This is a genomic window from Bradyrhizobium sp. LHD-71 (genome assembly GCF_031157255.1).
Taxonomy (GTDB): Bacteria; Pseudomonadota; Alphaproteobacteria; order Rhizobiales; family Xanthobacteraceae; genus P52-10.
Window position 1 is genome coordinate 1 of the sequence record NZ_JAVIFX010000005.1, and the last position, 23229, is coordinate 23229.

The window sequence follows — 23229 nt, forward strand, 5'->3', positions numbered from 1 at the left end:
CGTGATCGCCAGCCTCTACTGGGGTGACGGCTTCAGACGCTCGGACGGCAAGTTTGACTATAAAAGCCTTGAGCCGATTGCGTTCGTAAACTACGACCCGGTGACATGGGTTATCCGCAGCGACGGCCCATTCAAGGATAAGTCGCTGAAAGATCTCGCGACCCACATCAAGGCGAACCCTGGTCAGGTCAAGGTAGGAGCGACCTCCGGAAGTTCATCGGAATTCATTCCTGAGCAGGTTGAAGAGATAACCGGCAGCAAAGTGATCAAGGTCCCCTTCCAGGGGGGCGCTCCGTCGATCACGGCGTTGCTCGGTGGGCATATCGACGTCAGTTTCGGATATCTGCCCGAATACAAGGGCCATCTCGACGCTGGAAAAGTCCAGGTCATTGGCGTAACCAACACCGAAAGATTGAGTGCAGTTCCCAACGCCCCGACATTCAACGAAACATTTGGCGTCAACGACATCGTCTGGCTGGCGTGGCGATACGTGGCACTGTCGCGCGGTGTTGCACCGGAGCGCAAGGCTTGGCTTGAAGCTGCTTTCAACGCTGCCCTTAACGACCCTGAAATCGAAGCCGAGTACGCGAAGACGGGCGGCATCATGCAGACGAAGCTGCTCAATAATGCGCAGGCCGTCACTGCCGAAGTCGAGAAATTGGCCAACCTGGAACGCGACTTCCTCATAAAGACGGGGCGCTTGCAGAAGAAGTGAGAGCGAGAGATCGGATGGTGCCTGCACGCTGCGGCTGCGAGAACATCTCGCAGCAGCTCCCTCGCCGGCCGACGACCGCACATTTTGAGGAAAAGAGCCCGTTTAGCCGCTGAAGCGCGGTATCAGCGGCAACTGCTGGGACGGCGCGTTATCACGCACGCCTCACGTGAGATGTTTGCCAAACTCCTCCGGTGTGCCACTCCCATAACTGCGCCCAAGGGCTCCAGCTTGCTCTTCACGTCTACCGGACTTGACGCGTCGTTTACGGCCTTGCTCAATCTGGCGATGATTGCCGGCGGGGTCTTCGGCGGCGCCACGAGACCGTACCAGTTGTCGGCCAGAACGCCAGGGGTGCCCTGCTCTTCGAAAGTCGGCAGATCAGGTAGCACCGAGTATCCTTGGCGTCATGATCGAGTTACGACAGACGCACCCGCCTCGCTTCGGATGAACAATAAGAAGGCTTCCATTCGAGATGCGAGGGCGATCGCCACGATCGTCCTTGGCCTTGTCTATTCAGGCTCCTTGTCTAAGCGGTCTTGGCTAAGGCACGGGTAACTTGCTGACCCCGTCGTCAACGACGACTAGAGCGGATCTGCCCCTAGCCTAAACGGCAACAGGCGCCCCACCCTGCACTCAGGAATAGGACAGATCGCCATTCCTTCGACGATCTCGTCATCGATTATTTCATGTGGGTAGTCCGGCAGGGTGACAAGCTCGGATTCATAATCGACCTCGATGCCTTGTCGATAACTATCGAAGTCAAGATGACGCGCGAGCTCCGGAAATTCTTCTCTCAGAAATTGACCGCCGTTCAGCACCAGCCAGCCGCCCAAGCTTAAGGGCCGACGACCGGCCACACCTTGGGCACCACCGTGGTACACTGTGACGCGACCATTCACATGATCTGGCAACCGCACCAGCGGCATCTGTTCCGCGTCAATCGGTGATGTGAATATCATTGCTATCGCAATCGCGAAGACGACCCGCAGACTGACCATCCAACTCCCGTTTCATCAGGTTAGGGAAAAATGATTCCGGCAACAAACAAAGCCGGACTACATTGTGGAGGATCTTTCGAAGACGATGCAAAGGTTTAGCCGTTGCACCACCCGACATTGGGTATGCATCGCCGGCATTGCGAGACTTTGCCCAAATATGGAACTATTATGTGCTTGCACCGTTTCGTTCTGACATGATTGACATTCCAGAGGAAAATGAATGTTTAAGTATGTGGCGCCGCTCGCGGCAATCTCTTTGATGGCTATCTCATCTGTTTGGGCGGCGCCGGCCGCGCCTGCTGCAAACACTGCACAGAGCCAATCCGGCCGGATCGAGGTTCAACATCGCCACGGTCATTCTCACAGATCGGCAGGGCCCGACCGATCGATGCACCACAGGCGACATACGGGTCATCGTCACAGCTACAGAGGCAGGCATTACAGCCACCGCTATCACAGCCGGCCGCGCGACTGGAGCCGACGAGGCTGTATCATGGCGGGACCGGTCTGGTTCTGCCCGTAGTTTATCGTCACAATAAGAAGGCCCGGCGGCACGCCCCCGGGCCTTGTTCGTTTGCTGGGTACGTTAGTTCGAAGAGTGAAATTCGCTGCTTGACGTTATCGTCTAACAACATCCGAAATCGCGTGCGGTGGCCGTCAGATGGTTGCTGATTCGTATCATCGGCGGCCGTCGTTTCGACGACTCCGTTGACGCGCTAGAGGTATGATGCGTTAATCCACAGGTGCGTAAGGATGCTTGCCACATAGCCGAGCGCAATGGCCCAGGCCCATCGAAGATGGTTGAAAAACGTGTAATGGTTGCGCACCAACCCCATCAACACGACACCCGCTGCCGAGCCAATAGATACCAGACTGCCGCCGACGCCTGTGCTTAGTGTGATCAGCATCCATTGGCCGCTCGACATGTCAGGGTTCATGGTAAGCACCGCGAACATCAACGGAATGTTGTCGAACGCCGCGCCCAACACGCCGATCGCGATGTTCGCAAAGGTCGGACCCAGGTCGCCATAGAGATAATTCGACAACTGCGCGAGATAGCCAGCAACGCCAAGTCCGGCAACGGCAAAGATGATGCCGAAAAAGAACAGCAACGTGTCCCACTCCACATGCCTCATCTCCCGCAGGGAATCGAACGCCATGTTCTGGTCGTTGCGGCGGCGCCCGACATGCTGGAGAATGTAACTGTACATTTGCAAGTATCCGAGACCCAACATCATACCGAGCGCGGGCGGCAGATTGAAAGCGCTCTTAAAGGTGACGGCGGTCGCAAGAGTGGCCGCAAACAGCCAGATCACAACGGCCCCGCCGGGCTTGAGCTTTCTGATTTCTCCCCCTGACTCCGGCGTTCCCTTCGGCACACCGAAATGCATGAACGTCGCCGGCACGAGGACGTTCACCAGTGACGGGAGAAAGAGACAGAAGAACTCGAAGAATTCCAGTTTGCCCTTTTGCCACACCATCAACGAGGTGATGTCACCAAACGGCGAAAAGACGCCGCCCGCGTTAGCGGCCACTACGATGATGATGCAGCCCAGAACGATAAACTGGTAATGGCCGACCCCGACAGCCACCACCACGGCACCCATGACAAGCGCCGTGGTCAGATTGTCGATGATAGGGCCGAAAATAAACGCAAGCGCCCCAACCATCCAGAAGAGTTGTCGATAGGAGAGTCTCAAGCTGACAAGTTTGGTTCTCAATGCGTCGAAGACACGCCGCTCCTGCATCGTGTTCACATAGGTGATCGCCACCACGAGGAACAGCATCAACTCGCCATAGTCGAGGATCACATGTTTGGCGGCAGCTTCGAGCGCAACACTCTGACCATGCGCGGCGTAAACAATGCCGAGAAGCGCCCAGATGAGGCCCGCAGCCAGCATAACGGGTTTCGACTTGCGCATTTGGGTGGCTTTCTCGACGGCCACGAATCCGTAGGCGACGAAAAAGATCAGGAGCGCCAGATAACCGATAGGGTGCTGTGTCAGGTCAATGCGCGCCGCCGTCTCTAGTGCGTGCAGCGGCGCGGCAGCGGACAGGACCAACGCAAATACCAGAACGGCCAACACCCACAGCCGTCCAGTAAAGCGCAACATCATCACCACCTGTCGATGAAAGTCCGCGGTCTAAAGAACATGCACACCTTGCCTTTGCCGTCACCCGCCATCTGGGCTGAATACGGCAGGCGGGCTCGCCAAAGACCTCGTTCCCGGCGACAGGCGCCGCCGCCGAAATAGGCGTAACACGCCGTATCGCGACCTGCGACCATTGCCGCATAGGGAATATTGCCCACGGACTTATAGCGAGGATTACCTACGCGCTTGCATACGGAGTGAAGGAGAATGCATTCTCGCTAGCACCGAGATTGTGAGCTCAGCGAGGGAGGAAACTGGCTTGGGCGAGGTGATCCGCAGGTTTGGTGGAGGGATCGTATCGCTGGGGAGGAGTGCTGGCGGACTCCGCGAACTGGCGCCAACGCAGCACGCCCTGATCGGCGGCGTTTTCATGGGCACCTACCTCGGGCTCGAATGGCTCACTCGTGTCCATGAGCTCCAGGCTCTAGGCATCACCCTATGGAATCCGGCGAAGGCGCTCAGCCTCGGCCTCTTACTGCTTAAAGGCATCGCCTATGCACCAATGCTATTCCTGGCGGCGTTGCTGGTCGATCTCTTCATCTACGGGGCGGCCAAGAGCGTTACCTCTACGGTTGCCACGAGCATGGCTGTCGCTCTCGGTTATGCAGTGCTCGCCGCGGGTCTTAAGCGAGGACTTGGCGTTGCCCTAGGACGTTCCGACCTGCGCAATGTTATCGCAGTACTTGTGACGGTGCCGGCAGGCACATTCGTCATAGCCTGCGTCTATTGCGGTCTTCTTATATTGTTCGGCGACATGCCAGCAGAGCGGTACTGGGAGGCGGTTCGGCATCTTTGGGTCGGAGACACCGTCGGGATCATCATCCTCCTCCCCGTTGCCATGGCTGTCTTCGGGTCAGTCCAACGCCTGCTTGATACAAAATCTACAGCGTTGGTGATCGACTCGATGGTCTTTCTGGCCGGGGTCCTGATCGCATTATGGCTGATCTTCTCCATCGAGGGCGCCCACGAGTACCATTTCTTCTATCTGCTGTTCCTGCCCGTGAGCTGGATCGCGATGCGCGCCGGCTTTGCGGGAGCCGCGATCGGCGTATCTGTCGCCCATCTGCTGCTTGTGGCTTTCATCAATTGGGGCGGCTATCCAGCGAGCACATTCATGGGTTACCAGTTCTTGGTGCTGGCGCTCGCTCTCAACGGGCTACTGCTCGGCGCCGTCGTCGATGAGCGCCGCAGCTCAGATGAGCTCTTGCGCGAGCAGCATGCCGAGGTGGTACGCGTGACAAGACATGCGACAGCCGGTGCGATGGGTGTTTCATTGGCGCATCAGATCAGCCAGCCGCTATCGAACGTCGCCATGTACCTTCACGTTGGCCGGCAGCTTTTGGCTGACAGGCCTGCTGAGCCCGTGCCGATTGCGGAGCTGCTTGAAAAGGCCGCAGGTCAGTTGCGCCATGCAAAGGACATCCTCGAGCGTCTTCGGGATTTCGTTTCGCGCGGCGCGCTTAGGCCAGCTCGCACTGACCTGGGCGCCTTAGCGCGGAAGGTAGTGGCTTTAGCCGAGGATGATGCAAGGACGCACGGTGTTTTGGTACGGTTCGAGGCTGCACCCGTGCCGCCGGTTACTGTTGATGCGCTTCAGCTCGAGCAAGCTCTGATCAACGTGATCAACAACGCCGTCGATGCCGCTGCGGAAGCGCGCCGATTGCCAGGCTGCGTTAACGTTCGCATGGCGGCGGTAGACAAGGGAGTGCGGATCGAGATCGAGGACAATGGGCCGGGCGTGTCGGATGTTGTGGCCAAAAACCTGTTCGAGCCGTTCATCACGACAAAGCCGAGCGGTATGGGGCTCGGCCTGGCGCTATCGCGCGAGTTGATCAGTGCACATGGAGGGACGATCGATTGGGAACGCATGCGGCCGGATGGGGGCGCGCGGTTCACGATCGAGCTTCCCTTGAGCTCAGAGGTTGGCTATGGGGCATAAGCGCGTCGTGCACGTCATCGACGATGAATCCGATGTCTGCGAAGCCCTCAAAGTGCTGTTACATACGGCGGGAATGGAAGCCCGCACCTATGCTTCGGCGGAAGAGTTCCTTTCGGAAGTCAGGCTGAGTAGGCCATTGTGCTTGCTGGTTGACGTGCGCCTGCCAGGAATGAGCGGGCTCGATCTCGTGCGTCAGCTACAACAGGAGCCGATGCGCTTGGTGGTGGTCATGATCACCGGCCATGGCGATGTGCCGCTCGCTGTCAAGGCCATGCGAGCGGGGGCATTGCACTTTCTTGAGAAACCGTTCGAGCCGGTGGAACTCCTTGAGACGCTGGAGGAAGCACACCGGCGTGTCAGTCAAATCGTTGCCGAGGAAGCAACGTTTGCGACTATCGAAGCCAATTACCGGTCGCTCACGACCCGTGAACAGGAGGTGATGGCGCTTCTGACTGAGGGAATGCCGACCAAGCTGCTTGCTACAAAACTCGAGATCAGCACCCGGACAGCCGAGCATCATCGCGCAGCTGTGCTAAAGAAAATGGGCGCGCGGACGGTGTCGCACCTCGTCCGTATGAGCATGAGCCTGCAGGGACGGATTGCACCTATACGGCCGTAGGTAATCATCGCCATTCAGGAGCAGAGGCGACCGCCGTACTCTCACATCGAGGCGCTGCTTGCTGGCAACGTGGCTCAACGAACGGGCTGATTTAGCTGAGCCGCGGCAAGCGCCCGTTGAGGCGGAAAAACTCTCAGGAGGCGCTCTCATGCATTTGCTCGCCGCCCCCTCGACGAGAACGGTCGAGAGATTTGAACTTACGACGCGCGACGGCAGGACTTACTGGTATCCTCAGCCCACTTGGCTTGACCGGTCCGCAGTCTGGCTCCATTCAATCGCTGAGCCTGCAGTCATATCGGCCGTTGTTCTCGGCCTTATCTACTTCGCTGGAGCGATCGTCGAGGCCATCGAGCCGCTTGCATCCGACACGTGCCGAAACTCCGGCACGTACGGGCCTATCACTAACACGTCGCTTCAACGACGGTGAGGCTTCTCCCAATCTGTGAATCACCGATGCTGCACCGCGCCCGACTGATCGCATTTCATGGCAAACGTAGCGTGCGGCGTGAGATGAGCGGGACCTCTTCGAGCGGCAAGACACGACTGCCTCCTCGAAGAAGAAGAAGCCGTCGCGCAGTGTCTATGGCTCCCTCACGCGGACCGCAGCAATCAGGCTGGGAATGCCGGTTATTCCCCGTTCCGTGCTGCCTGCTTTGCAATCTCAGCATGCACCGCCGCCGCGGCGTGCGCGGTGAAATCCTTGAAATGAGCCGCAGCGTGGCCGTAAGCCTCGACACGCGGAGCGGTGCTGCCCTGGAAATGCGGGTGCACGTATCGGGCCATGAGTTCGTAGTGTCTTCGCGTTGCATTCCAGTCCGCCCAGTTGTGCGCGAGCTCCATCATGACGCCGAAACCGCCCGCGGCGCGCTGCAACTTGCCGATATACTCGATCGCGTCTTCAGGCGTGCCGATGCAGGCCGTACCTGTTTCGATGAGCCAATCGCAATCGTCGGGAATGTCCGACGGAACGATCGGAAAGGTCGCGATCTCGCGAAAGTAGTCACAATAGGCTTTCAGACCGAACTGCACATTCTTCTTCGCCTGCTCGCGCGTTTCGGCGATGTGCATCAGCGCGACGACCCGCCATTTTGAACGATCGGGTACATGCCCAGCTTTGCGAGCCTCCGCCTCGTAAAGCGCCCAGTTGTTTGCTTGATGCGCGATCGACGCCGGTGTCGCACCGCCAATGGACAACATGCCGATGCCGTGCCGCGCGGCCGCGAGCGCTCCCGATGGAGACCTCGCGCTGGCAACGGCCATCTCCATCATGGGCTGGCTGTAGCAAGCAAGCTGCAGTCTCGCGTCCTGCAACTCGAACCAGTCAGTTTCCCGGTTGACCATCTCGCCTTTGAACAGGGCGACGATGACGTCCAAAGCCTCATTCATCATGCGACGCTGCTCGGATGCTGCCACACCGATCTTGTAGGCGTCGTAGACCAATGCACCTGGACCGACACCGAGCATCGCTCGCCCGCGCGTCATGTGATCGAGCTGGACCATCCGGCTCGCGAGCATGAACGGGTTGTGATACGGCAACGAGGATACGCCGGTCCCGAGACGGATATGCTTCGTTCGCTCCGCCGCGGCTGCGATGAACATCTCCGGCGCCGCTATGATTTCCATGCCTCCGGAGTGATGCTCGCCGATCCAGGCCTCGCTGTAGTTCAGCTTGTCCAGATGCTGCATCAGCTCCAGATCACGCTCGAACGCGAGCGTCGGATTCTCTTTCGTCGCGTGAAAGGGCGCGAGAAAGACTCCGCTTTTGAGATACGACCTGGTCATTCAGCCCTCCAAAAGTCCTACCGTGTTGAGCGCAAAATACCCGCCGGCCGCCGGTCGCTGGCCTAATGCGTAAAGAGGCATTTCAGGAAGAGTGATTTATGAAGAGGCAGAGGTGCCGCGGGGATGCCACAGCACGTCGCCGCAAGATCGATCAGTCGTTGAATTTGAAGACCTTGAGGGCATTGTCGCGCAGCATCTTGCGCTCTGAGCCTGGCCGGAACTTCAGCTCTTCGATATCTCGCATCGCGCGCTCGGGATCGATCACCCACCAGTCGGTTCCGAACAAGAACTTATCTTGCCCATACGTGTTGATGTAGTGCACCACGTTCGGGCCCCAGTGCTTCGGCGCATACGCGTCGCCTGCCATGTAGACGTTCGCGTGCTTCTGGCAGATAGCGATCATCTCCTCGGTCCACGGATATCCAAGATGAATGCCTATGATGGTTAGTTCGGGGAAATCGATCGCGATGCGATCGAGCGTGATCGGCTTCGCTACCGTCGCAAGCCGGTTGTCTGAACGATAGACAAGGCAATGTCCGACCTGCATCATGATCGGAATGCCGAGTTCAGCGCAGCGCGCGTAGTAGGGATAGTAAATCGCTGCATCCGGCGCCTGTCCGAACCAGTGCGGATAAAGATGTGCCCCGACGAAGCCGAGCTCCTTCACCGCGTAATCCAGCTCCTTCAGACCGGAAATTCCACGCAGCGGATCGATGCCGGCGAGTCCTGAATAGCGGTGCGGATATTTCTGGCATGCTTCATGGATCATCTCGTAGGGAATTTCGGCCGACGTGCTCATGCGGCGGTCGCCGCAACGGATAGCGATCAGCAACGAACGCTCGATTCCGGCGCGATCCATCTTCTCGATGTATTGCTCGTGCGTCAGCCCCTTGCGGTGATCACCTTCGAGACGAACCTTGTCCTTGAAGTTGTCATCCGTCGGCATGATCCCGCGGCCGATGACCTCCGGCGTGTACATGTTCACGACGATGTCGATGGCGCCGTAGCCAAGCTTGGTCTTCGACGCGTCGAATTTGTACTTCTGTTCGGTCATCACCTCGCTCCAGTGTCAGATCGGGCCGCACAGGCGCCCGCTCATATCGATTATTCGTTTGTTGTGTTCCCTGACCCAAAGTCTCATGTCTCTTGAACAGCGCCGCGGCAGGCTGCTGTAAAGGCTGCAAGCGACGATGCGGACCCAAGTCCCTCGAGCGCGTTCTCGAGCGCATGCACGCCGGATTCCGGTAACGAACGGCCGGCGTTGGCACGGAACTTCATCCGAATGTCCTGTTCGCTCGGAGGGCGACTGACGTTTCCGAAAACATCGTCAATCCGCTCGTGGTGAGACCGACCATCGCGCAAAACAAATGTGAGCTCCGCCTCGAACTTCCTTGGAAAATGATGCGGTTCCAGCTTCTCCCAAGATGTTCGCGAGGCGAGATCGAAAACCTCGTCGCGGATCGGCGTCGAGAATGTATCGAGCTCCACCCGACCGTCGATGATCTCGGCTGCAACCGCGATCGGCAGGCTCCAGCGCGCTGCATGCGGCGTCACCGGGCGCTGCTTGTCGCCCCATGGCTCGCAGATGACCGGGGTTGCGCCAGGCGGAACCCGGCACAGAATGCTCTTGATTTCGCTGGCGTTCGTGATTGCACTCTTTGCCTTCTGTGCAGCCTCGATGAACGGGTGAATGTAGTGGCAGCATGGATAAAACTTGAACGCTGCTTCCGCGATCTTCCAATCGCGTCCAATGGTCGTCAACGACTGGACAAGTTGCTCCGCGGCGGCCTGGTCACGGGCGAACGCCGAGAACAACCCGTAGCGGCCCTCCAGCGAGGTCACCGGTCCCGTCAGCCCATGCCGCGCGAGCTGCGAGGCTAGGATCCCACTGTGAGCTGCCCAGCCAGGGTGCAATGATTTGACCGATGAACCGTTGCTGAGGAATTCGAACACACCGGACGCTTGACTCAGCGCGATGCCCATCGCTGTCACGGTCGCATCATCGTCAAGTCCGGACAACCGCGCGGCGATGAATGCAGCAGCAAGCGCTCCGCCGACGGAAGTGATCTGGAATCCGGCCGCCTGAAAGCGCCCGGGCGCGGCCTCTCCGAGGCGAACCAGCAACTCCCAGCCGAGAACGTAGGCGTTGAGAACACTTGATCCGTCGCTGCCACACATCTCTCCGGCGGCCAGTGCCGTCGGTGCGAGAACGGCGCTGCCATGCACGATCGACGCCGTGTGAGTGTCGTCGTATTCCAGGCTGTGGATCAATCCGCCGTTGATCATTGCCGCCGTCGCGGCGTCGGTTCCTCCCGTTCGGCCAAAGACCGTCGCGGCGCCCTGTCCCGCGATGCCAGCTGCGAATTTCCGGTATGGAGCGCCCACGTCCTGAGTGTTCGCAGCAAGACCAACTCCAACCGCATCCATGAGATGCAGGCGCGCCAGTCGCGCCACATGCGGTGGCAGCGGCCGCGACACGGCTTCACCGAGAGCCTGCACCAGGTCGGCGGCAAGCGTCACTTGCGGGCCCCCTTGATCTCGTCCGCACCAGCAAGCGCTGCGAGCCTGCCGAGCGCGATCGCCGACAGCAGCCCGTTGCCCGACGCATAGCCGAGGGCACCCGCGCGCCCGCTGATTCCGGCCGCAGCGCCTCCGCCGGCGAACAGGTTTGGGATCGGCTTTCCGTCGGGCCGCAAAACGCGAGCATCGGCATCGACGCGCAAGCCGCCCTGGGTATGAAACAGGCCCGGCTTCACCTGACATCCGCAGAGCATTCCGGTGAGTGGCGCCAGGCCGAAATTGCTGCGTCCGAACCGGTCCTTTGCCTCGCCGGCAGCGGCCTGATTGTATCTTGCGAGCTCACCTTCGAAGGCATCTGGCGAAACGTCAAGCTTCGCGGCGAATTCGCGCGCATCCTTGCCTTTCTTGATGCCTCCGAGTTCGTCAAGTTCACGGAACTCCTGTTCCTGCGTGGCAATGTCGAAGATGCGCTGGTCGAAGACCGCGTATGTGGTGCGGCCATGATTGAGCACATGCTTGGCGAAGCCTGAATAGCCGAGGCTTTCGTCGCCAAATCGGGATCCGGAATCATCGATCAGAATTCCGCCCTTCTCCATCGTCGTCCACGACAGCAGGCTGCCGTGTGGATAGGCGACGGCAGCATAGCCCTGATAGGCCGCCATGTTGGCAAAGTCCGCGCCGAGCTTCTCGCCCCAGATCACCGCCTCGCCAGTGGAGCCCGGCGCGCCGAAGTAGTCCGCTCCCGCGATCTCCGGACAGTAACGCTTGATGAGCGCGTTATTCGCCGCAAAGCCGTTCACGGCCAGTATGGTTTTTTCTGCGCGCATTTCGAAACGGCCATCGGAGCTTTCGACGATCGCGCCTTTGACCGCGCCGTTCTCTACGAGAAGGTCGATTGCAGCATTACCGACCGCAAGCGGGATGCCACGACGCTCCACGGCGCCCAGCAGATCGTCGACGAGGTCCTGGCCGACGCGCGACACAGGCGCGTGCAGACGTGAGACCGAGTGGCCGATGTGCTTGTAGGCGGTAATGAGCTGCATCCTGGCGCCGACATCGTCGATAAGCCATTCCACCACCCCGCCCGAAACCTCAGCGAGCCGACGCACGAGCGCAAGATCGTCCGTCTCCTTCGCGATGTTCATCAGGTCGGCTACGAGGGCATCGGGCGAGTCGACGATTCCCGCTTCCCGCTGAAGCCGGCTGTTCGCGGCCGGGACCGAACCTGTGGAGAGCGACGAATTGCCACCGGGAACGTGGCGTTTCTCGATGATTGCCGTCGATACGCCGCGATCATGCGCGGTGATAGCCGCAGCGAGACCGCACGCACCTGCTCCTACAACCAGAACGTCGATCTGTGCATCAGACATTTTTTGTTTGTTCCAGCATCTGCGAGACGGCGACGCGCAAAGGGGTGCGAAAGTCGGCGTCTGCTGCACTGATAAGTGCCTTCAGGTACGGCGCCATCGCCGGGAAGTCGGCAGCCATGGCCTTATCCAGCTTGCCGAAGATGGCGTCTTCTCCGTAGGGATTGTCCGCGCCACCCTTCGCGCTGTCACATTCGGCCTGCCAGGACTCCCCGTTCGTGAAGAGCCATGTTACGCGTGCGGGCCGATCCTTCGGCCACGGCTGTACGGCGGGGTGCTGCTTCAGCGTCACCCGCCGTCGCAGTGCCGCGATTTCCGGCTGTTCAAGTGTCGCCCTCGTGAAGGCGTCGAAGCCGCCGGTCCTCATGACCGAGGTAGCGGCCATCGCGTGCGGCAACGAGAACTTGGCCGCCAGCGTCGTGGCAGGTTCGACATTGGTCAGGTTCATACCGAGCTTGTGGGTCTCGACCGTAATCTCGGCGATCTCGCCCAGAGTCAGCTTGGCCCCGTCGAGTCGCGAAACCAGCTCGAGGTTCGCTTCAACTGCTGAATGCGCATACTGACAACACGCGAACATCTTGTGATAGCCATTGGCGATCGCCCAATCCTCGCCAAGGTCCGTCACGAGCGCGTCTGCGTGACATTGCGCGCCGAAGACCGTCGTGAACACGTCGTATGGCGTCTGTGCGAGTCCGGAGATGCCGGCTTCAGCCCAGTCGACTGAACGCATGCCGATCCATGCGCCTGCCGAGGTCCAGGCGTTGCGCACCAGCGCACCTTCGACGGCATGATTGAAAGGTCCGGCGAAGGTCATCGCGCAGGCATTGGTGACGGCGGCTTGCAGCACCTCGGCGTTCGCTTTGCGGATCAGGGCGGCGCCAGCCGCTGCGCCCACCGTCGCGAGCGCGGCGTGTGGGTGCACCGTCATGACGTCGAACTTGAAAGCCAGCGACACCCGCCCAGCAATCTCGTAGGAAATCGCAAGGGCGTTCGCGAGGTCAGACAGCGTGACGTCACGATGTTCCGCCTCCGCCATAATGGCCGGCAAGGCATACGCTCCGCCATGCGACGGCGCCTTGCGAAAGCCTTCATCGAGCTCGCACCAGGTGATCGCCATGCCGTTCGACGCAGCCGCGGAGAAGCGATCGACGCGAGCGGCATTCCGTTTGAAGACGGTGGCCTCCGGCGCAAACGAGGTCCGTGCGAACTGGTCTATTGTCTTGCTGACTTCCGGCTCCCGGGACGCCAGCACGATAGCTGCCAGATCGTCAGCTAGCACCAGAGCTGCACGCCGCCGCACAGGTGCCGGCAGAACGCCGCGATTGGCATCCGCGGCCCAGTGCATCAATCGCGTGAGGTTGCGACCGAAGTTCGCGCGTATGTCTGCAGCAGCGGTCATGGCCTTGATCCAGCTGCGGAACAGCCAGCCTCCGTTTCAATCGGATCGCCGCCAAGGCGGCCGCGCATCACCTTACCCATTGCGTTACGCGGCAAATCCCTGACAAAACGTACTTCCTTCGGAACCTTGTACCGTGACAGCCGATTGAGGCACGCCTCGATCAACACCTCTGCGCCGACATTCCTGCCGTCGGGCAAGACCACGAACGCGGTGACGGCCTCACCCAGTAGGCGTGAGGAAGGCCGATTGCCGCGCATTCCGCCACCGCCTCATGCGCGGCAATGATGTGCTCGAGCTCTTTCGGATAGATGTTCTCCCCGTTGTCCGCGCCAGACAACGAGAATGCTGGAAGCATTTCGGTCAACTGTCAACAGATTACAAGTTGGTGACGCGGCAGCCCTCTTATGCTCGTCTGCACGGATCTATCGTCAGAACCACTTCCACAGGTCAGTATTGCCCGCCAACTCGGCAGCGGAGCCAGCAAAGGCGACCTGACCCGAGCGCAGGATTACCACTTGCTGTACGACCTTCAATGTCGCAGGAACGTTCTGCTCGACCACGATCAGACCGACGCCCATCCGCTCGTTGATATCGACCAGCCGCCGCATGACGTTGCGGACGATCACCGGCGCCAACCCGGTGGAGGGCTCGTCGAGCAGGAGCCATTTCGGACGCGTCATCAATGCCATGCCGAGCGCGAGCATTTGCTGCTCGCCTCCGCTCATCGAACCGGCACGCTGCTGGCGGCGCTCGGATAGAACGGGAAACAGCTCGTAGACCTGGGACACGAATGACGGATCAAACAGCAGCCCTGCGATCCGCAGGTTTTGTTCGACGCTCAGGTTCGGGAACACGTTGTGCCCTTGCGGCACGAATGCGATGCCGCGTCGGACGTTGTCAGCGACGGTGGCGGCACACGTGTCGTTGCTGTCGACCTCCACCCGTCCGCTGACGGGCCGCACGGCCCCCATAATGCATCGCAGCAGCGTCGTCTTGCCCGCGCCATTGTGCCCGAACACACCAAGGCGTGCTCCTGCCTGCAACGACAACGAAACGTCGTTCAGAGCCGTCAGCGGACCGTAGCCTGCGATCAGATTGTGGACCTGCAGCATGTGCCCCCGCTCAATGCCCGAAATAGAGTTCGGTCAGTTGCGGGTCACGGATCAACTCGGCGACCGAGCCTCGGGCCATGATCGCGCCGGAGAACATGAACACGCCCTCGTCGCACAGATCCTGGATGAAACCGACATTGTGCTCGACCACGCAAACGGCAACGCCGCAGTCGGCAGCGTCACGCACGACGCGCTGCATCGCTGCATAGGATTGCCCCTCCACGCCGGCCATCGGCTCGTCGAGCAGCAGGCACCTCGCGTCCCCCATCAACGCGCGCGCGACGCCAATGAGCTTCTGCTGGCCATACGGCAGGTCCGAGACCAGCGCGTCGGCGACCTGCGAAAGTCCCATCCGGCCAAGGACGTCCGCTGCCCTCTCGCGCGCGATCTTGTCGTGCTGCTTCAGCCTGGCATGAGCCAGCAGGACACTCAGGAGAGATTCTCCAGGATAGTCGTGGGTGCCGACCAGCAGGTTGTCCAGCACCGTAAGAGACGGAAACAGCCGAATATGCTGCCACGTGCGGCTCAAGCCATGCCGAACCCGCTCATGAGACTTGAGACGGTCGATCGACACGCCAGCGAGTGTGACCGCGCCGGAATCCGGTTTGACCACCCCCGAGATCAGATTGAAGAAGGAAGTCTTGCCGGCGCCATTCGGACCGATCAGGCCGAGAACCTTACCTGCCGTGAGGGACAGGTTGATACCGCGTGCAACGACGATGCCATCAAAGCTCTTGTTGAGGTTTTTAACCTCGAGGACGCCTGTCATCAGCCACCCTCCCCAGTCCTGCTTCGGGGCGTCCGATCGCGCCAGACGTTCTCGGCCGGCACCAGGCCCTGCGGACGCACGAACATGAACACAAGGACAAGGCCGGTGAAGAGCAACCCCTGGATCGGACCCAGCACGCTTGGCGGCAGATGGAGAAACGTCAGAGCCTGCGGCAGCGCCTGCAATAGCAACGCGCCCACGACCGGCCCCCAGGTCGTGCGCACCCCACCCACAACCACCATCGTCAGGATCGCGGCGGATTGCAGGATCTCGAACTGCTCCGGCGTGATGAACCGGTAATAGTGCGCGTAAAGCGCGCCCGCGAAGCCCGCGATGCCGGAACCAAGGCCGAAGATGACGATCTTCATCCACATCGCGTCACGGCCGACCGACGCAAATGCCTGTTCGTCATCGCGCATCGCGCTCATCGCCCGCCCATAGTCGCTGCGCGCAATCAGGCGCACCAGCAGGACCACGGCGATAGTCACGGCCAGCACGAGGATGACGTAGCTTTCGCGTCCGAAATCGCGAATCAGAAACGGCGGAATGTTGGTGAAGCCGCCCGGGCCGCCCGTGAAGCGAAGGTTCTTGATCACCTCCAGCAAGCCGAGCTGGAAGCCGATGCTCGCAATCAGCAGATAGTCGCCGGAAACACGAAGAGTTGGCAGCGTGAGCGCAACCGATGCAACGACTGCGACGACCATGCCGGCGAACATTGCCAGCAGAACTGGGACACCAAAATCTCGCGACAGGACTGCGGAGGTGTACGCACCCAGTGCAAAGAACACCGGGTGGGCAATGGAAACCAGCCCCCCATAACCGATGATCAGGTTGAAGCTCGTTGCCAGAACGACATACAGGCCGACGATGATGATGATGCCGTAGACGTATTCCACGACGTCAGCCTCGCGATTCGGGAGTGGATGCCTCTTCCCCGGCGATTTTTCGCGTGGCACTGCCAAAACGTTCTCGACGTCGTGGCAGACGCAAGCCGTTCGGGAAGAACACGATCGCCAGGAACAGGAATACGTAAAGCAGGAAGCCCTGCCATTCCGACGGAATCACCAGAATGCTTGCATTCTGGATCACGCCGAGAATGACCGCAGCAGCGACGGCACCGCCGAGGTTGCCGATCCCGCCGATGATGGTCGCAGCCACCGCAAACAACATGAGCGAAAGGGCAGTCTGCGGCAGCACCTGCGCGCGGGTCCCGTAAAGAAACATGCCGAGCGCGACCAGCGCGCCGGCGATCAGCATCGCCAGCAAAAAGACCAGGCGCCGATTGATTCCGTACAGCTCTGCAAGATCTGGGTTGTCTGCGACGCCGACCATGAACTGTCCGAGCCGGGTGAAGCGCATGAAGGCGAAAAGCGCGGCGATCGCAGCAACGGTTGAGCCGATGGCCGGCAGATCCCAGGCGCTGATGGCGATGTTGCCGACAAGTGTGACCGGCCAGAAGATCATCGGAAAGACCGTTTGCGGCCACGTGCCGAAGATCAGCATCGCGAGATAGGCAATGAATTCCGAAACAATGAACGTGAAGACGAAGACGAACATGACCGAGACGCCGCGCCTGCGCAACGCCTCGAATCCGATGCGTTCAAGCGCGTACGATGCGGCAAGCGTTACCACCATCATCAGCACGAACGCCGCCCAGCCCGGCCACTTCAGCCACTGCACGCCGACGAACGCCGTGTAGAACGCGATCGTCATGATCGCAGCCTGGGCGAAGTTGAACAGCCGCGTGACCTTCAGCACCAGCGCGAAGGCCGTCGCGAACAACACGTAATAGGTGGCCGTCGCCAGCGACGTCCAGAGGATCTGCAGGACGATCGTGGCGTCAAACATGCCCGTACGATCTCGATCGTCGTGAGCGTCCCGTCATTCGCCGACGACCGCCTTACGGGTCCACTTCCCGCCTTTGACCTCCATCAGATAGACCGGCTTGACCACCGTGTGATCCTCGCCGAGCGCGGTCTTGCCGGTCAGCGGCAGGTCGAACGAGCGTATCGCCAGCATTTCCTTGCGGAAACTCTCGCCGTTGACGGGAATCTTCTTGTCGTCGAGGGATTTGAAGATCGCCGCGACCATGTACGGGGCGTCGTAAAGATACTGGGTGTAAGGAAGACCGTTCGGCTCCCGATTCACTTCCTTCTGCCAGCGCGCCACGTAGGCCTTGACCTTGTCGGAGTCGTCTGCACCAGGTGCGAGCGAGGTGGCGATCACGCCCTCCGCTGCGGCGCCGAGCTGCTCGATCAGTTTTGGATTGAACGCCGCAGAATACGACGAGATCGGCTGGGTCAGGCCGAGCTGCCGCATCTGCGCGATCACCTGCGGCGTATCCGACACAAGGCCCTGCAGATGGATGATGTCCGGATTGGCCGCACGAACCTTCAGCAGCGGACCGGTGAAATCGGTTGCCTTCGGGTCGTAGGTCTCCGTCGCGACGACCTGGCCACCATTCGCAGTGAAGACCTTTTTGTAAACGTCGGCCGCGACAATCCCGGTCTCATTGTTGATGTAGACGATGGCGGCCTTCTTCTTGCCCATCGACGCCGCCGCATATTTTGCAACGGCAGCGATGTCGATGTCGGCCAGCGGAAACGTCGTGTAGACATAATCACCGAGCTTGGCGATATCCGGCGAGTTGGCACCGACACTGAGCTCTACGACCTTGTTGTCATTCGCGACGGGGGCGACTGCCTTCACGACCGCGCTCCAGGCCGTGACAAAGGCGGGTACCTTCTCGACACTGACCAGCCGGTTCGCCATCTGGATGCCGAGTTGCGGATCGGCCTGGGTGTCGAGCACGAGCATCTCGAGCTTCTTGCCGTTGACGCCGCCGGCCTTGTTGATCTCGGCAACGGCCCATTCAGCGGCCTTGACCTGGTCCTGGCCGTACAGCGCCTGGGAGCCGGTCAGCGGCATCGCCAAACCGAAGCGAAACGCATCCTGAGCGAGGGCCGAACCGCAGAGCGCGAAAGCAGAAATGCAAGCAACGGTCGCCAACAAGCGGCGTGCGCCGCGGCCAAATACAACCATCTTCCCGCCTCCCCTTGGTAATCAACCCATCGCATCCAACGAGATCTCGCGCGACGCCAACTGTCAACAGTTATCAGTCAGAAGCCGATGCGACAGGGGGTAGCGCGTCACAACCGCCGGGACGACACATCCACTCCGGTGATCTCGCGAACTCGAAGCTACGCCGCCGACCGGACAGCCGACAGCGCCTGAATGCACTGATCGGTCGTCATCACGTCGGCATACTTCTCCGACATGTCGAACAAATTCACGCAATGAGAGACGTGGCTGCGGTCGTAAACGGCATCGTTGCATACCGCGACACGGAAGTTGTACGCGAAGGCGTCGACGACGGATCCGCGCACGCACCCGCTCGTTGTGCATCCGGTCACGATGATGGAGTCCACGCCCTTGTCGACGAGATAGCTGACGAGCGGCGTGCCGAAAAACGCGCTCGGATGCTTCTTCGGAACGAGCGTATCACCCGCCTGCGGCGCAATTTCAGCGACGAACTCATATCCTTTCTTCGACACAGTCATGAGCGCCGGCACCTTGTCGGCAAGACGGCCGGTGTCGAACTCTTCCTTGGGCGCAACATATGGGTAGAAGATCGGCCAACCTGCCGTGCGGAAACGCTTGACCAGCTTTTCGATGTTGGCGACGGCGTTCCAGCCGACATCACCGCAGGACGTCGGAAACTCCTTGATGGCTTCCCAGAACGGCATCGGCTTCGTACCGACCGTGCGGTACTGAACGTCGATGATGAAGAGCCCGGGACGGCTGCCAAATCCGGTCGGCTTGCCAAACCCCGCCGCGCGATAAGCGCGCTGCTCTTCTTCCGAAATAATGCCGTCCCACGGTTTCATGCCAGCCTCCTGGATCTCTCGATCATTGTCCTACGGGAGCGCCCCTGCACGCGCCGCCACTCCGCCGGCCTCGGCTGCCTGCGGTAGCAGATTGCCGGGGTTGAAGATGCCATGCGGGTCGACGAGCTGTTTGAACTGCTCCACCAGCATCCTGGTGGCGGGTTCGCGTGTCTCGGAATACGGATACTTCTTGCCGATCTGCAGATGGACGCCGCCGAGCTCCGACCAGCGGCGAATGATGTCCTTTGTGATGATTGCCACAGCCGCGCGGGCGCCGGGATCTGCCGGTTTGGTAACGTAGTTGCCCGCGGACTTCATGTAGTGATCATGAATCGGCAACGGCGCATCCGACCAGTTGATCAGAGTTTCGATGCCGACGCCGCTCGGACCATTGGTCGTGAGGAAGTAGCCCCAGGCGATCTGGAAGCGCTCGATCTCGGCGCTGTGCCGGCGATAAACGGCCTCGGTCTCATTGAAACATTCGACGGCGCGCGAGTTCGGCACCACCGTGTGAAGCCAGTTGATGCGCTTTCCGGTCGGCGTCAGCAGCCCGGACACTTCCGGGAACGGATTTGCCCGCATGACGCGCGGAATGGAATTCTTGGTCTCGACAGCTCCCGCGGCGCGCACGATCTCGCGGATGCGCTCCATACGGGAAAGCGCCTCCGGCGGTGTGCGCCCCTCGGTGATGCAGTTGAGCAGATAACCGACGTTGTCGACAAAGCCGCGGCCGCCGACAGCAACGGACACCGCGTCCTTGATGCCCTTCAGGGGCGACGAAGCCGCAGTCGCCACCGATTTCAAAGCCTGCAGATCATCGCCTACGCTCTTGCGAGACATGCGGCCGCGCACCGAGGTGGGATCCAGCGCAAAGCTCTCGGTCGCGAGTGCTTCCGCTCCGATCGTCCCCATGCTCCGCATCAAGCCTTCGACATTGGTGAAGGAGAATGATGCGACCTCGACGGCCTCTGCGGCGGGCACGAGCTGCAGCGTCGCCTCGACCTTGATCCCGAATGCGCCCGAGTCCGACAGGAACATACCCGTCAGGTCAGGGCCGTAGTTTCTGTAGAAAGGTGTCGGCCTGTGGATGCCGGATGCAGAACCGGTCGTGACGACCTCGCCTTCGCCGGTCACGACCTTCAGGCCGATGACCGTCTCCGCCGACGTGCCGCGAAACCCGGAGCCGTAGAACTTTGCGCCTTGCGACAGCGCCGCCCCGACCGTGGCATGGCGTCCCGAAAAGGTGCCCCAGAAGGGGGGAATGACACCCGTTCCCTTCAGCGCATCGTGCAGGGCGGCCCACGTCACGCCGGCTTCAACCGTCACGTAGCGGTCTTCAACATTGATCTCGACGATGCGGTTCATGCCGCTCGTATCGACAATCAGGGTGCGTTCGTTGCTCGGAATGTAGCCGCCGCTGTAGGACAGACCCGCACCACGGCTGGCCAGCGAAAAATCGAACTCCAGCGCCGCCTTCACAATCCGCTGGACGTCGGCGGCGTTGCGCGGCGAAACGACCGCCAGCGGCAAATAGGACGACTCGTAGAAGATGTCGGTGCGGTAAAGCTCGAGATCACGAGTCGAGATCTCGATCCCGTCAAGGCGATCGCGCAATCGCTCGACGATTTGATCGGCCTTGATCGGGGTCGTTACCGCCATCCAGTTGAATCCTAGTGCTTGGCGGCGGCTAGCTTGCGATGCAGGTACCTGCCGTGACCGACGGCGGAATCGACAAGCTTGCCGTCCTGCAGGACGGGCTTTCCACGGACGATGGTATGCAACACCTTCCCCTTCAGTTCCCAGCCGTCATAGATGGTGTAGCCTGCACTCGACACGACGTCCTCGTTGCGAACCTTCGTCGTCGCGTTGAGATCGACGATAGCAACGTCGGCATCATAGCCCGGTGCGATCACCCCCTTGCGATCACCCAGGCCCATGATCCGTGCGGGATTTTCACAGAGCATTTTGACGAGGCGGCGCACGGGAATTCCACGCTTGTGATGGCCTTCCGAGAGCATCACCGGCAGCAGGGTCTCGAGGCCCGGACAGCCCGGAGAGGCCGCCCATATGCCACCATCCTTGGAGGTGCGGTCGCGGTGAACGTGGTCGGTCGCGACCGTGTCGATCAGGCCGGATGCAACGCCCGCCCACAAGGCTTCGCGATCCGCAGCCTCGCGCAACGGCGGGTTGATCTTGCCGGTTTCACGACCAACCCACGTCACGTCATGCGTGAGATAGTGGGGACATGTCTCGATGTAGATCTCGGTCCCGAGCTCACGCGCGACGCGTGCGGCATCGAGAGCCTGAGCCGACGAGGTGTGAACGATATAGAGCGGCGAGTCGACATTTCGCGCAAACAGGCCCGCGCGCTGCACGGCATCGGCTTCGACGAACGGCGGCCTCGTGGCATTCCAGCTCGCCAGCCCGCCCTTTCCATCAGGATCAGCCTCGAGCACCTTCTTGCGCAGCTCCCACGCGACTTCGATGTTCTCCGGATGTGGGCAAACCATTCCGCCATTGTGAGCGGCAAGCTGACAGAGCCGGAACAGAAAGCCGTCGTCGATGTCGGGAAGACCGAGCCGCTTTCCTTCGCCACCCCGATTGTTCATGAAAATCTTGAACGAGGGAGCGCCATACCTGGTGGCATATGCGGGAACGCCGGCAAGCTGCTGCTCGGTCGAAATGATGAAGTGGTAGCTGAAATCGATACGCGCGCCCGCTTCCGTCACGCCGCGCACGTCCTCGAAGATGTCCTCGAACGGCTCCGTCGCCATCAGATAAGGAATGAAGGTCGTCACACCGCCGACAGCGGCAGCGGCGGTTTCCAACGAAGCGTCCTTCGCTTCGCGCGGCCGCGAGATATCCTTTCCGTGCCCGAGATGCAGATGCACATCGAGAACTCCCGGCATCACGAGCAGCCCGGAGGCGTCGATCGTGCGCTTCGCCTCGATCTTCTCGGCAGGCGACAGGAGCGCGGCGATCTTATCACCGATGATCGACACAGTCATCGGCGCCGGATCGCGGCCGGCAAGCGCAACATCTCCTCCGACGATAGCCAGATCGAACGTCATGGCTTCAGTGCTCCGTCAGCGATAGCGCGCTTCGAGCGCGTCGAACTTGTCCTTTGCAACGCTAGCCTGCCGCTTTTCGAAACTCGCAAGCCGCTCGGAAACGCGATCGAGCGAGCCGTGATCGCGCAGACTTCCGAGAACTTCACTAACCGCCAGCAGTGACGCCTGCAGCGCGGCATTGGCATACAGTGTGGCAGCAAACCCCATCGATGCAAGCTCAGCACGCGGCAACGGCGGTGTCTTGCCGCCATGCACCACGTTGATGACTTGCGGCACTGAAAGTTCCCGGGCGATACGCTTCATCTGGTCCTTATCGACTGGCGCCTCGACGAAAGTGACGTCCGCGCCGGCCTCGATGAAGGCATTGGCCCGCTCCATCGCCGCGGCAAACCCCTCGACTGCAATCGCGTCCGTACGCGCTACGATCTGGAAATCCAGATCGATGCGCGTATCAACGGCCGCGCGGATTTTCTGCACCATCTCGTCGAGAGGCACGACACCCTTTCCGGAGAAGTGTCCACACTTCTTCGGAAAGATCTGATCCTCGAGCTGTATGCCTGCCGCCCCTGCGCGCTCGATCATGCGGACTGTGCGGACCGTGTTGACGGCATTGCCGAAGCCGGTGTCGCCATCGACAAGGACGGGAATAGTGACCGAGTCGGCGATCGCACGGACGTGATCCGCAAGTTCGCTCAACGTCACGAGTCCTATGTCCGGCACACCAAGATGCATGTTGGCGATGCCGGCACCGGTTACGTACGCGCATTCGTATCCGAGGTCCTCGGTGATGCGCGCAAACAGCGCGTTCGGCACGCCAGGAATGATCGTCGCGTCACGTCGTGAAAGAATGGCCCTGAGTCGCTGGGGACTGGTGGTCAAAGCGTTCGCCTCCGGCCCG

Annotated in this window: 21 protein-coding genes; 3 read left to right on the top strand and 18 right to left on the bottom strand. The window is 60.5% G+C overall.

Annotated elements, in window-relative coordinates:
• The coding region (locus tag RCO31_RS06415) for a tripartite tricarboxylate transporter substrate-binding protein (protein ID WP_308967418.1) at positions 1 to 715 on the top strand (715 nt) is incomplete at its 5' end.
• A 122-nt stretch (positions 716 to 837) separates the two neighbouring features.
• Here the strand turns inward: RCO31_RS06415 and RCO31_RS34665 are convergent.
• The 3 genes from RCO31_RS34665 to nhaD form a co-directional block, all read right to left on the bottom strand.
• A complete protein-coding gene (locus tag RCO31_RS34665; protein ID WP_374991434.1) occupies positions 838 to 1104 on the bottom strand; it encodes a tripartite tricarboxylate transporter substrate-binding protein in 267 nt (88 codons plus the stop codon).
• A 192-nt stretch (positions 1105 to 1296) separates the two neighbouring features.
• Entirely contained in the window at positions 1297 to 1713 is a 417-nt protein-coding gene (locus RCO31_RS06420) for a hypothetical protein (protein ID WP_308967419.1), read from the bottom strand.
• A 716-nt stretch (positions 1714 to 2429) separates the two neighbouring features.
• Positions 2430 to 3827, bottom strand: coding sequence for a sodium:proton antiporter NhaD (gene nhaD / locus RCO31_RS06425; protein ID WP_308967420.1), 1398 nt, complete (start codon positions 3825 to 3827; stop codon positions 2430 to 2432).
• Between the two features lie 307 nt (positions 3828 to 4134).
• Between nhaD and RCO31_RS06430 the strand changes: the two genes are divergently transcribed.
• Together RCO31_RS06430 and RCO31_RS06435 are read left to right on the top strand one after the other, a co-directional pair.
• Positions 4135 to 5805: an ATP-binding protein gene (locus RCO31_RS06430; RefSeq protein WP_308967720.1), complete on the top strand. Its 1671-nt coding sequence runs from the start codon at positions 4135 to 4137 to the stop codon at positions 5803 to 5805.
• 7 nt (positions 5806 to 5812) lie between these two features.
• Positions 5813 to 6424: a response regulator gene (locus RCO31_RS06435; protein ID WP_308967421.1), complete on the top strand. Its 612-nt coding sequence runs from the start codon at positions 5813 to 5815 to the stop codon at positions 6422 to 6424.
• 627 nt (positions 6425 to 7051) lie between these two features.
• Here RCO31_RS06435 and RCO31_RS06440 read toward each other — a convergent pair.
• The 15 genes from RCO31_RS06440 to RCO31_RS06505 all read right to left on the bottom strand — a co-directional run bounded on the left by RCO31_RS06440 (position 7052) and on the right by RCO31_RS06505 (position 23210).
• A complete protein-coding gene (locus tag RCO31_RS06440) occupies positions 7052 to 8206 on the bottom strand; it encodes an LLM class flavin-dependent oxidoreductase (RefSeq protein ID WP_308967422.1) in 1155 nt (384 codons plus the stop codon).
• 151 nt (positions 8207 to 8357) lie between these two features.
• Positions 8358 to 9260, bottom strand: a complete 903-nt coding sequence (locus RCO31_RS06445) for an amidohydrolase family protein (protein WP_308967423.1) — start codon at positions 9258 to 9260, stop codon at positions 8358 to 8360.
• A gap of 83 nt (positions 9261 to 9343) precedes the next feature.
• Positions 9344 to 10726, bottom strand: coding sequence for an MmgE/PrpD family protein (locus RCO31_RS06450; RefSeq protein ID WP_308967424.1), 1383 nt, complete (start codon positions 10724 to 10726; stop codon positions 9344 to 9346).
• Positions 10723 to 12096, bottom strand: a complete 1374-nt coding sequence (locus RCO31_RS06455) for an FAD-binding protein (protein WP_308967425.1) — start codon at positions 12094 to 12096, stop codon at positions 10723 to 10725. Before RCO31_RS06455 ends, RCO31_RS06450 begins: the two co-directional genes overlap by 4 nt.
• Complete coding sequence (locus RCO31_RS06460) at positions 12089 to 13492, bottom strand: MmgE/PrpD family protein (RefSeq protein WP_308967426.1); 1404 nt, start codon at positions 13490 to 13492, stop codon at positions 12089 to 12091. The genes RCO31_RS06455 and RCO31_RS06460 overlap by 8 nt, the downstream gene beginning before the upstream one ends.
• A complete protein-coding gene (locus tag RCO31_RS34670) occupies positions 13489 to 13749 on the bottom strand; it encodes a hypothetical protein (RefSeq protein ID WP_374991435.1) in 261 nt (86 codons plus the stop codon). Before RCO31_RS34670 ends, RCO31_RS06460 begins: the two co-directional genes overlap by 4 nt.
• 171 nt (positions 13750 to 13920) lie before the next feature.
• Positions 13921 to 14604, bottom strand: coding sequence for an ABC transporter ATP-binding protein (locus RCO31_RS06465; protein WP_308967427.1), 684 nt, complete (start codon positions 14602 to 14604; stop codon positions 13921 to 13923).
• A gap of 10 nt (positions 14605 to 14614) precedes the next feature.
• A complete protein-coding gene (locus RCO31_RS06470; RefSeq protein WP_308967428.1) occupies positions 14615 to 15373 on the bottom strand; it encodes an ABC transporter ATP-binding protein in 759 nt (252 codons plus the stop codon).
• Positions 15373 to 16269 carry a branched-chain amino acid ABC transporter permease gene (locus tag RCO31_RS06475; protein ID WP_308967429.1) on the bottom strand — a complete coding sequence of 299 codons (897 nt, stop codon included), beginning with the start codon at positions 16267 to 16269 and terminating at the stop codon, positions 15373 to 15375. Before RCO31_RS06475 ends, RCO31_RS06470 begins: the two co-directional genes overlap by 1 nt.
• A gap of 4 nt (positions 16270 to 16273) precedes the next feature.
• Positions 16274 to 17221 carry a branched-chain amino acid ABC transporter permease gene (locus RCO31_RS06480; RefSeq protein WP_308967430.1) on the bottom strand — a complete coding sequence of 316 codons (948 nt, stop codon included), beginning with the start codon at positions 17219 to 17221 and terminating at the stop codon, positions 16274 to 16276.
• Between the two features lie 33 nt (positions 17222 to 17254).
• The gene (locus RCO31_RS06485; RefSeq protein ID WP_308967431.1) at positions 17255 to 18415 is read right to left on the bottom strand and encodes an ABC transporter substrate-binding protein; all 1161 of its coding nucleotides are present in this window, start codon (positions 18413 to 18415) and stop codon (positions 17255 to 17257) included.
• A 158-nt stretch (positions 18416 to 18573) separates the two neighbouring features.
• The gene (locus tag RCO31_RS06490) at positions 18574 to 19260 is read right to left on the bottom strand and encodes an isochorismatase family protein (RefSeq protein ID WP_308967432.1); all 687 of its coding nucleotides are present in this window, start codon (positions 19258 to 19260) and stop codon (positions 18574 to 18576) included.
• 30 nt (positions 19261 to 19290) lie between these two features.
• Positions 19291 to 20919, bottom strand: coding sequence for an FAD-binding oxidoreductase (locus tag RCO31_RS06495; protein WP_308967433.1), 1629 nt, complete (start codon positions 20917 to 20919; stop codon positions 19291 to 19293).
• 11 nt (positions 20920 to 20930) lie between these two features.
• On the bottom strand, positions 20931 to 22331 hold the full coding sequence (locus RCO31_RS06500) for an amidohydrolase family protein (protein WP_308967434.1): 1401 nt from the start codon (positions 22329 to 22331) through the stop codon (positions 20931 to 20933).
• Positions 22332 to 22346: 15 nt separating this feature from the next.
• Entirely contained in the window at positions 22347 to 23210 is an 864-nt protein-coding gene (locus RCO31_RS06505; RefSeq protein ID WP_308967435.1) for an oxaloacetate decarboxylase, read from the bottom strand.
• Positions 23211 to 23229: the final 19 nt, after the last annotated feature.

What these genes read in the sequence shown, in the direction of transcription:
- RCO31_RS06500 (WP_308967434.1), bottom strand. Translation starts at nt 22,331, where the DNA reads ATGACGTTCGATCTGGCTATCGTCGGAGGAGATGTTGCGCTTGCCGGC.
- RCO31_RS34670 (WP_374991435.1), bottom strand. Translation starts at nt 13,749, where the DNA reads ATGCGCGGCAATCGGCCTTCCTCACGCCTACTGGGTGAGGCCGTCACC.
- RCO31_RS06480 (WP_308967430.1), bottom strand. Translation starts at nt 17,221, where the DNA reads ATGTTTGACGCCACGATCGTCCTGCAGATCCTCTGGACGTCGCTGGCG.
- RCO31_RS06465 (WP_308967427.1), bottom strand. Translation starts at nt 14,604, where the DNA reads ATGCTGCAGGTCCACAATCTGATCGCAGGCTACGGTCCGCTGACGGCT.
- RCO31_RS06460 (WP_308967426.1), bottom strand. Translation starts at nt 13,492, where the DNA reads ATGACCGCTGCTGCAGACATACGCGCGAACTTCGGTCGCAACCTCACG.
- nhaD (WP_308967420.1), bottom strand. Translation starts at nt 3,827, where the DNA reads ATGTTGCGCTTTACTGGACGGCTGTGGGTGTTGGCCGTTCTGGTATTT.
- RCO31_RS06455 (WP_308967425.1), bottom strand. Translation starts at nt 12,096, where the DNA reads ATGTCTGATGCACAGATCGACGTTCTGGTTGTAGGAGCAGGTGCGTGC.
- RCO31_RS06440 (WP_308967422.1), bottom strand. Translation starts at nt 8,206, where the DNA reads ATGACCAGGTCGTATCTCAAAAGCGGAGTCTTTCTCGCGCCCTTTCAC.
- RCO31_RS06490 (WP_308967432.1), bottom strand. Translation starts at nt 19,260, where the DNA reads ATGAAACCGTGGGACGGCATTATTTCGGAAGAAGAGCAGCGCGCTTAT.
- RCO31_RS06420 (WP_308967419.1), bottom strand. Translation starts at nt 1,713, where the DNA reads ATGGTCAGTCTGCGGGTCGTCTTCGCGATTGCGATAGCAATGATATTC.
- RCO31_RS06445 (WP_308967423.1), bottom strand. Translation starts at nt 9,260, where the DNA reads ATGACCGAACAGAAGTACAAATTCGACGCGTCGAAGACCAAGCTTGGC.
- RCO31_RS06470 (WP_308967428.1), bottom strand. Translation starts at nt 15,373, where the DNA reads ATGACAGGCGTCCTCGAGGTTAAAAACCTCAACAAGAGCTTTGATGGC.
- RCO31_RS06485 (WP_308967431.1), bottom strand. Translation starts at nt 18,415, where the DNA reads ATGGTTGTATTTGGCCGCGGCGCACGCCGCTTGTTGGCGACCGTTGCT.
- RCO31_RS06495 (WP_308967433.1), bottom strand. Translation starts at nt 20,919, where the DNA reads ATGGCGGTAACGACCCCGATCAAGGCCGATCAAATCGTCGAGCGATTG.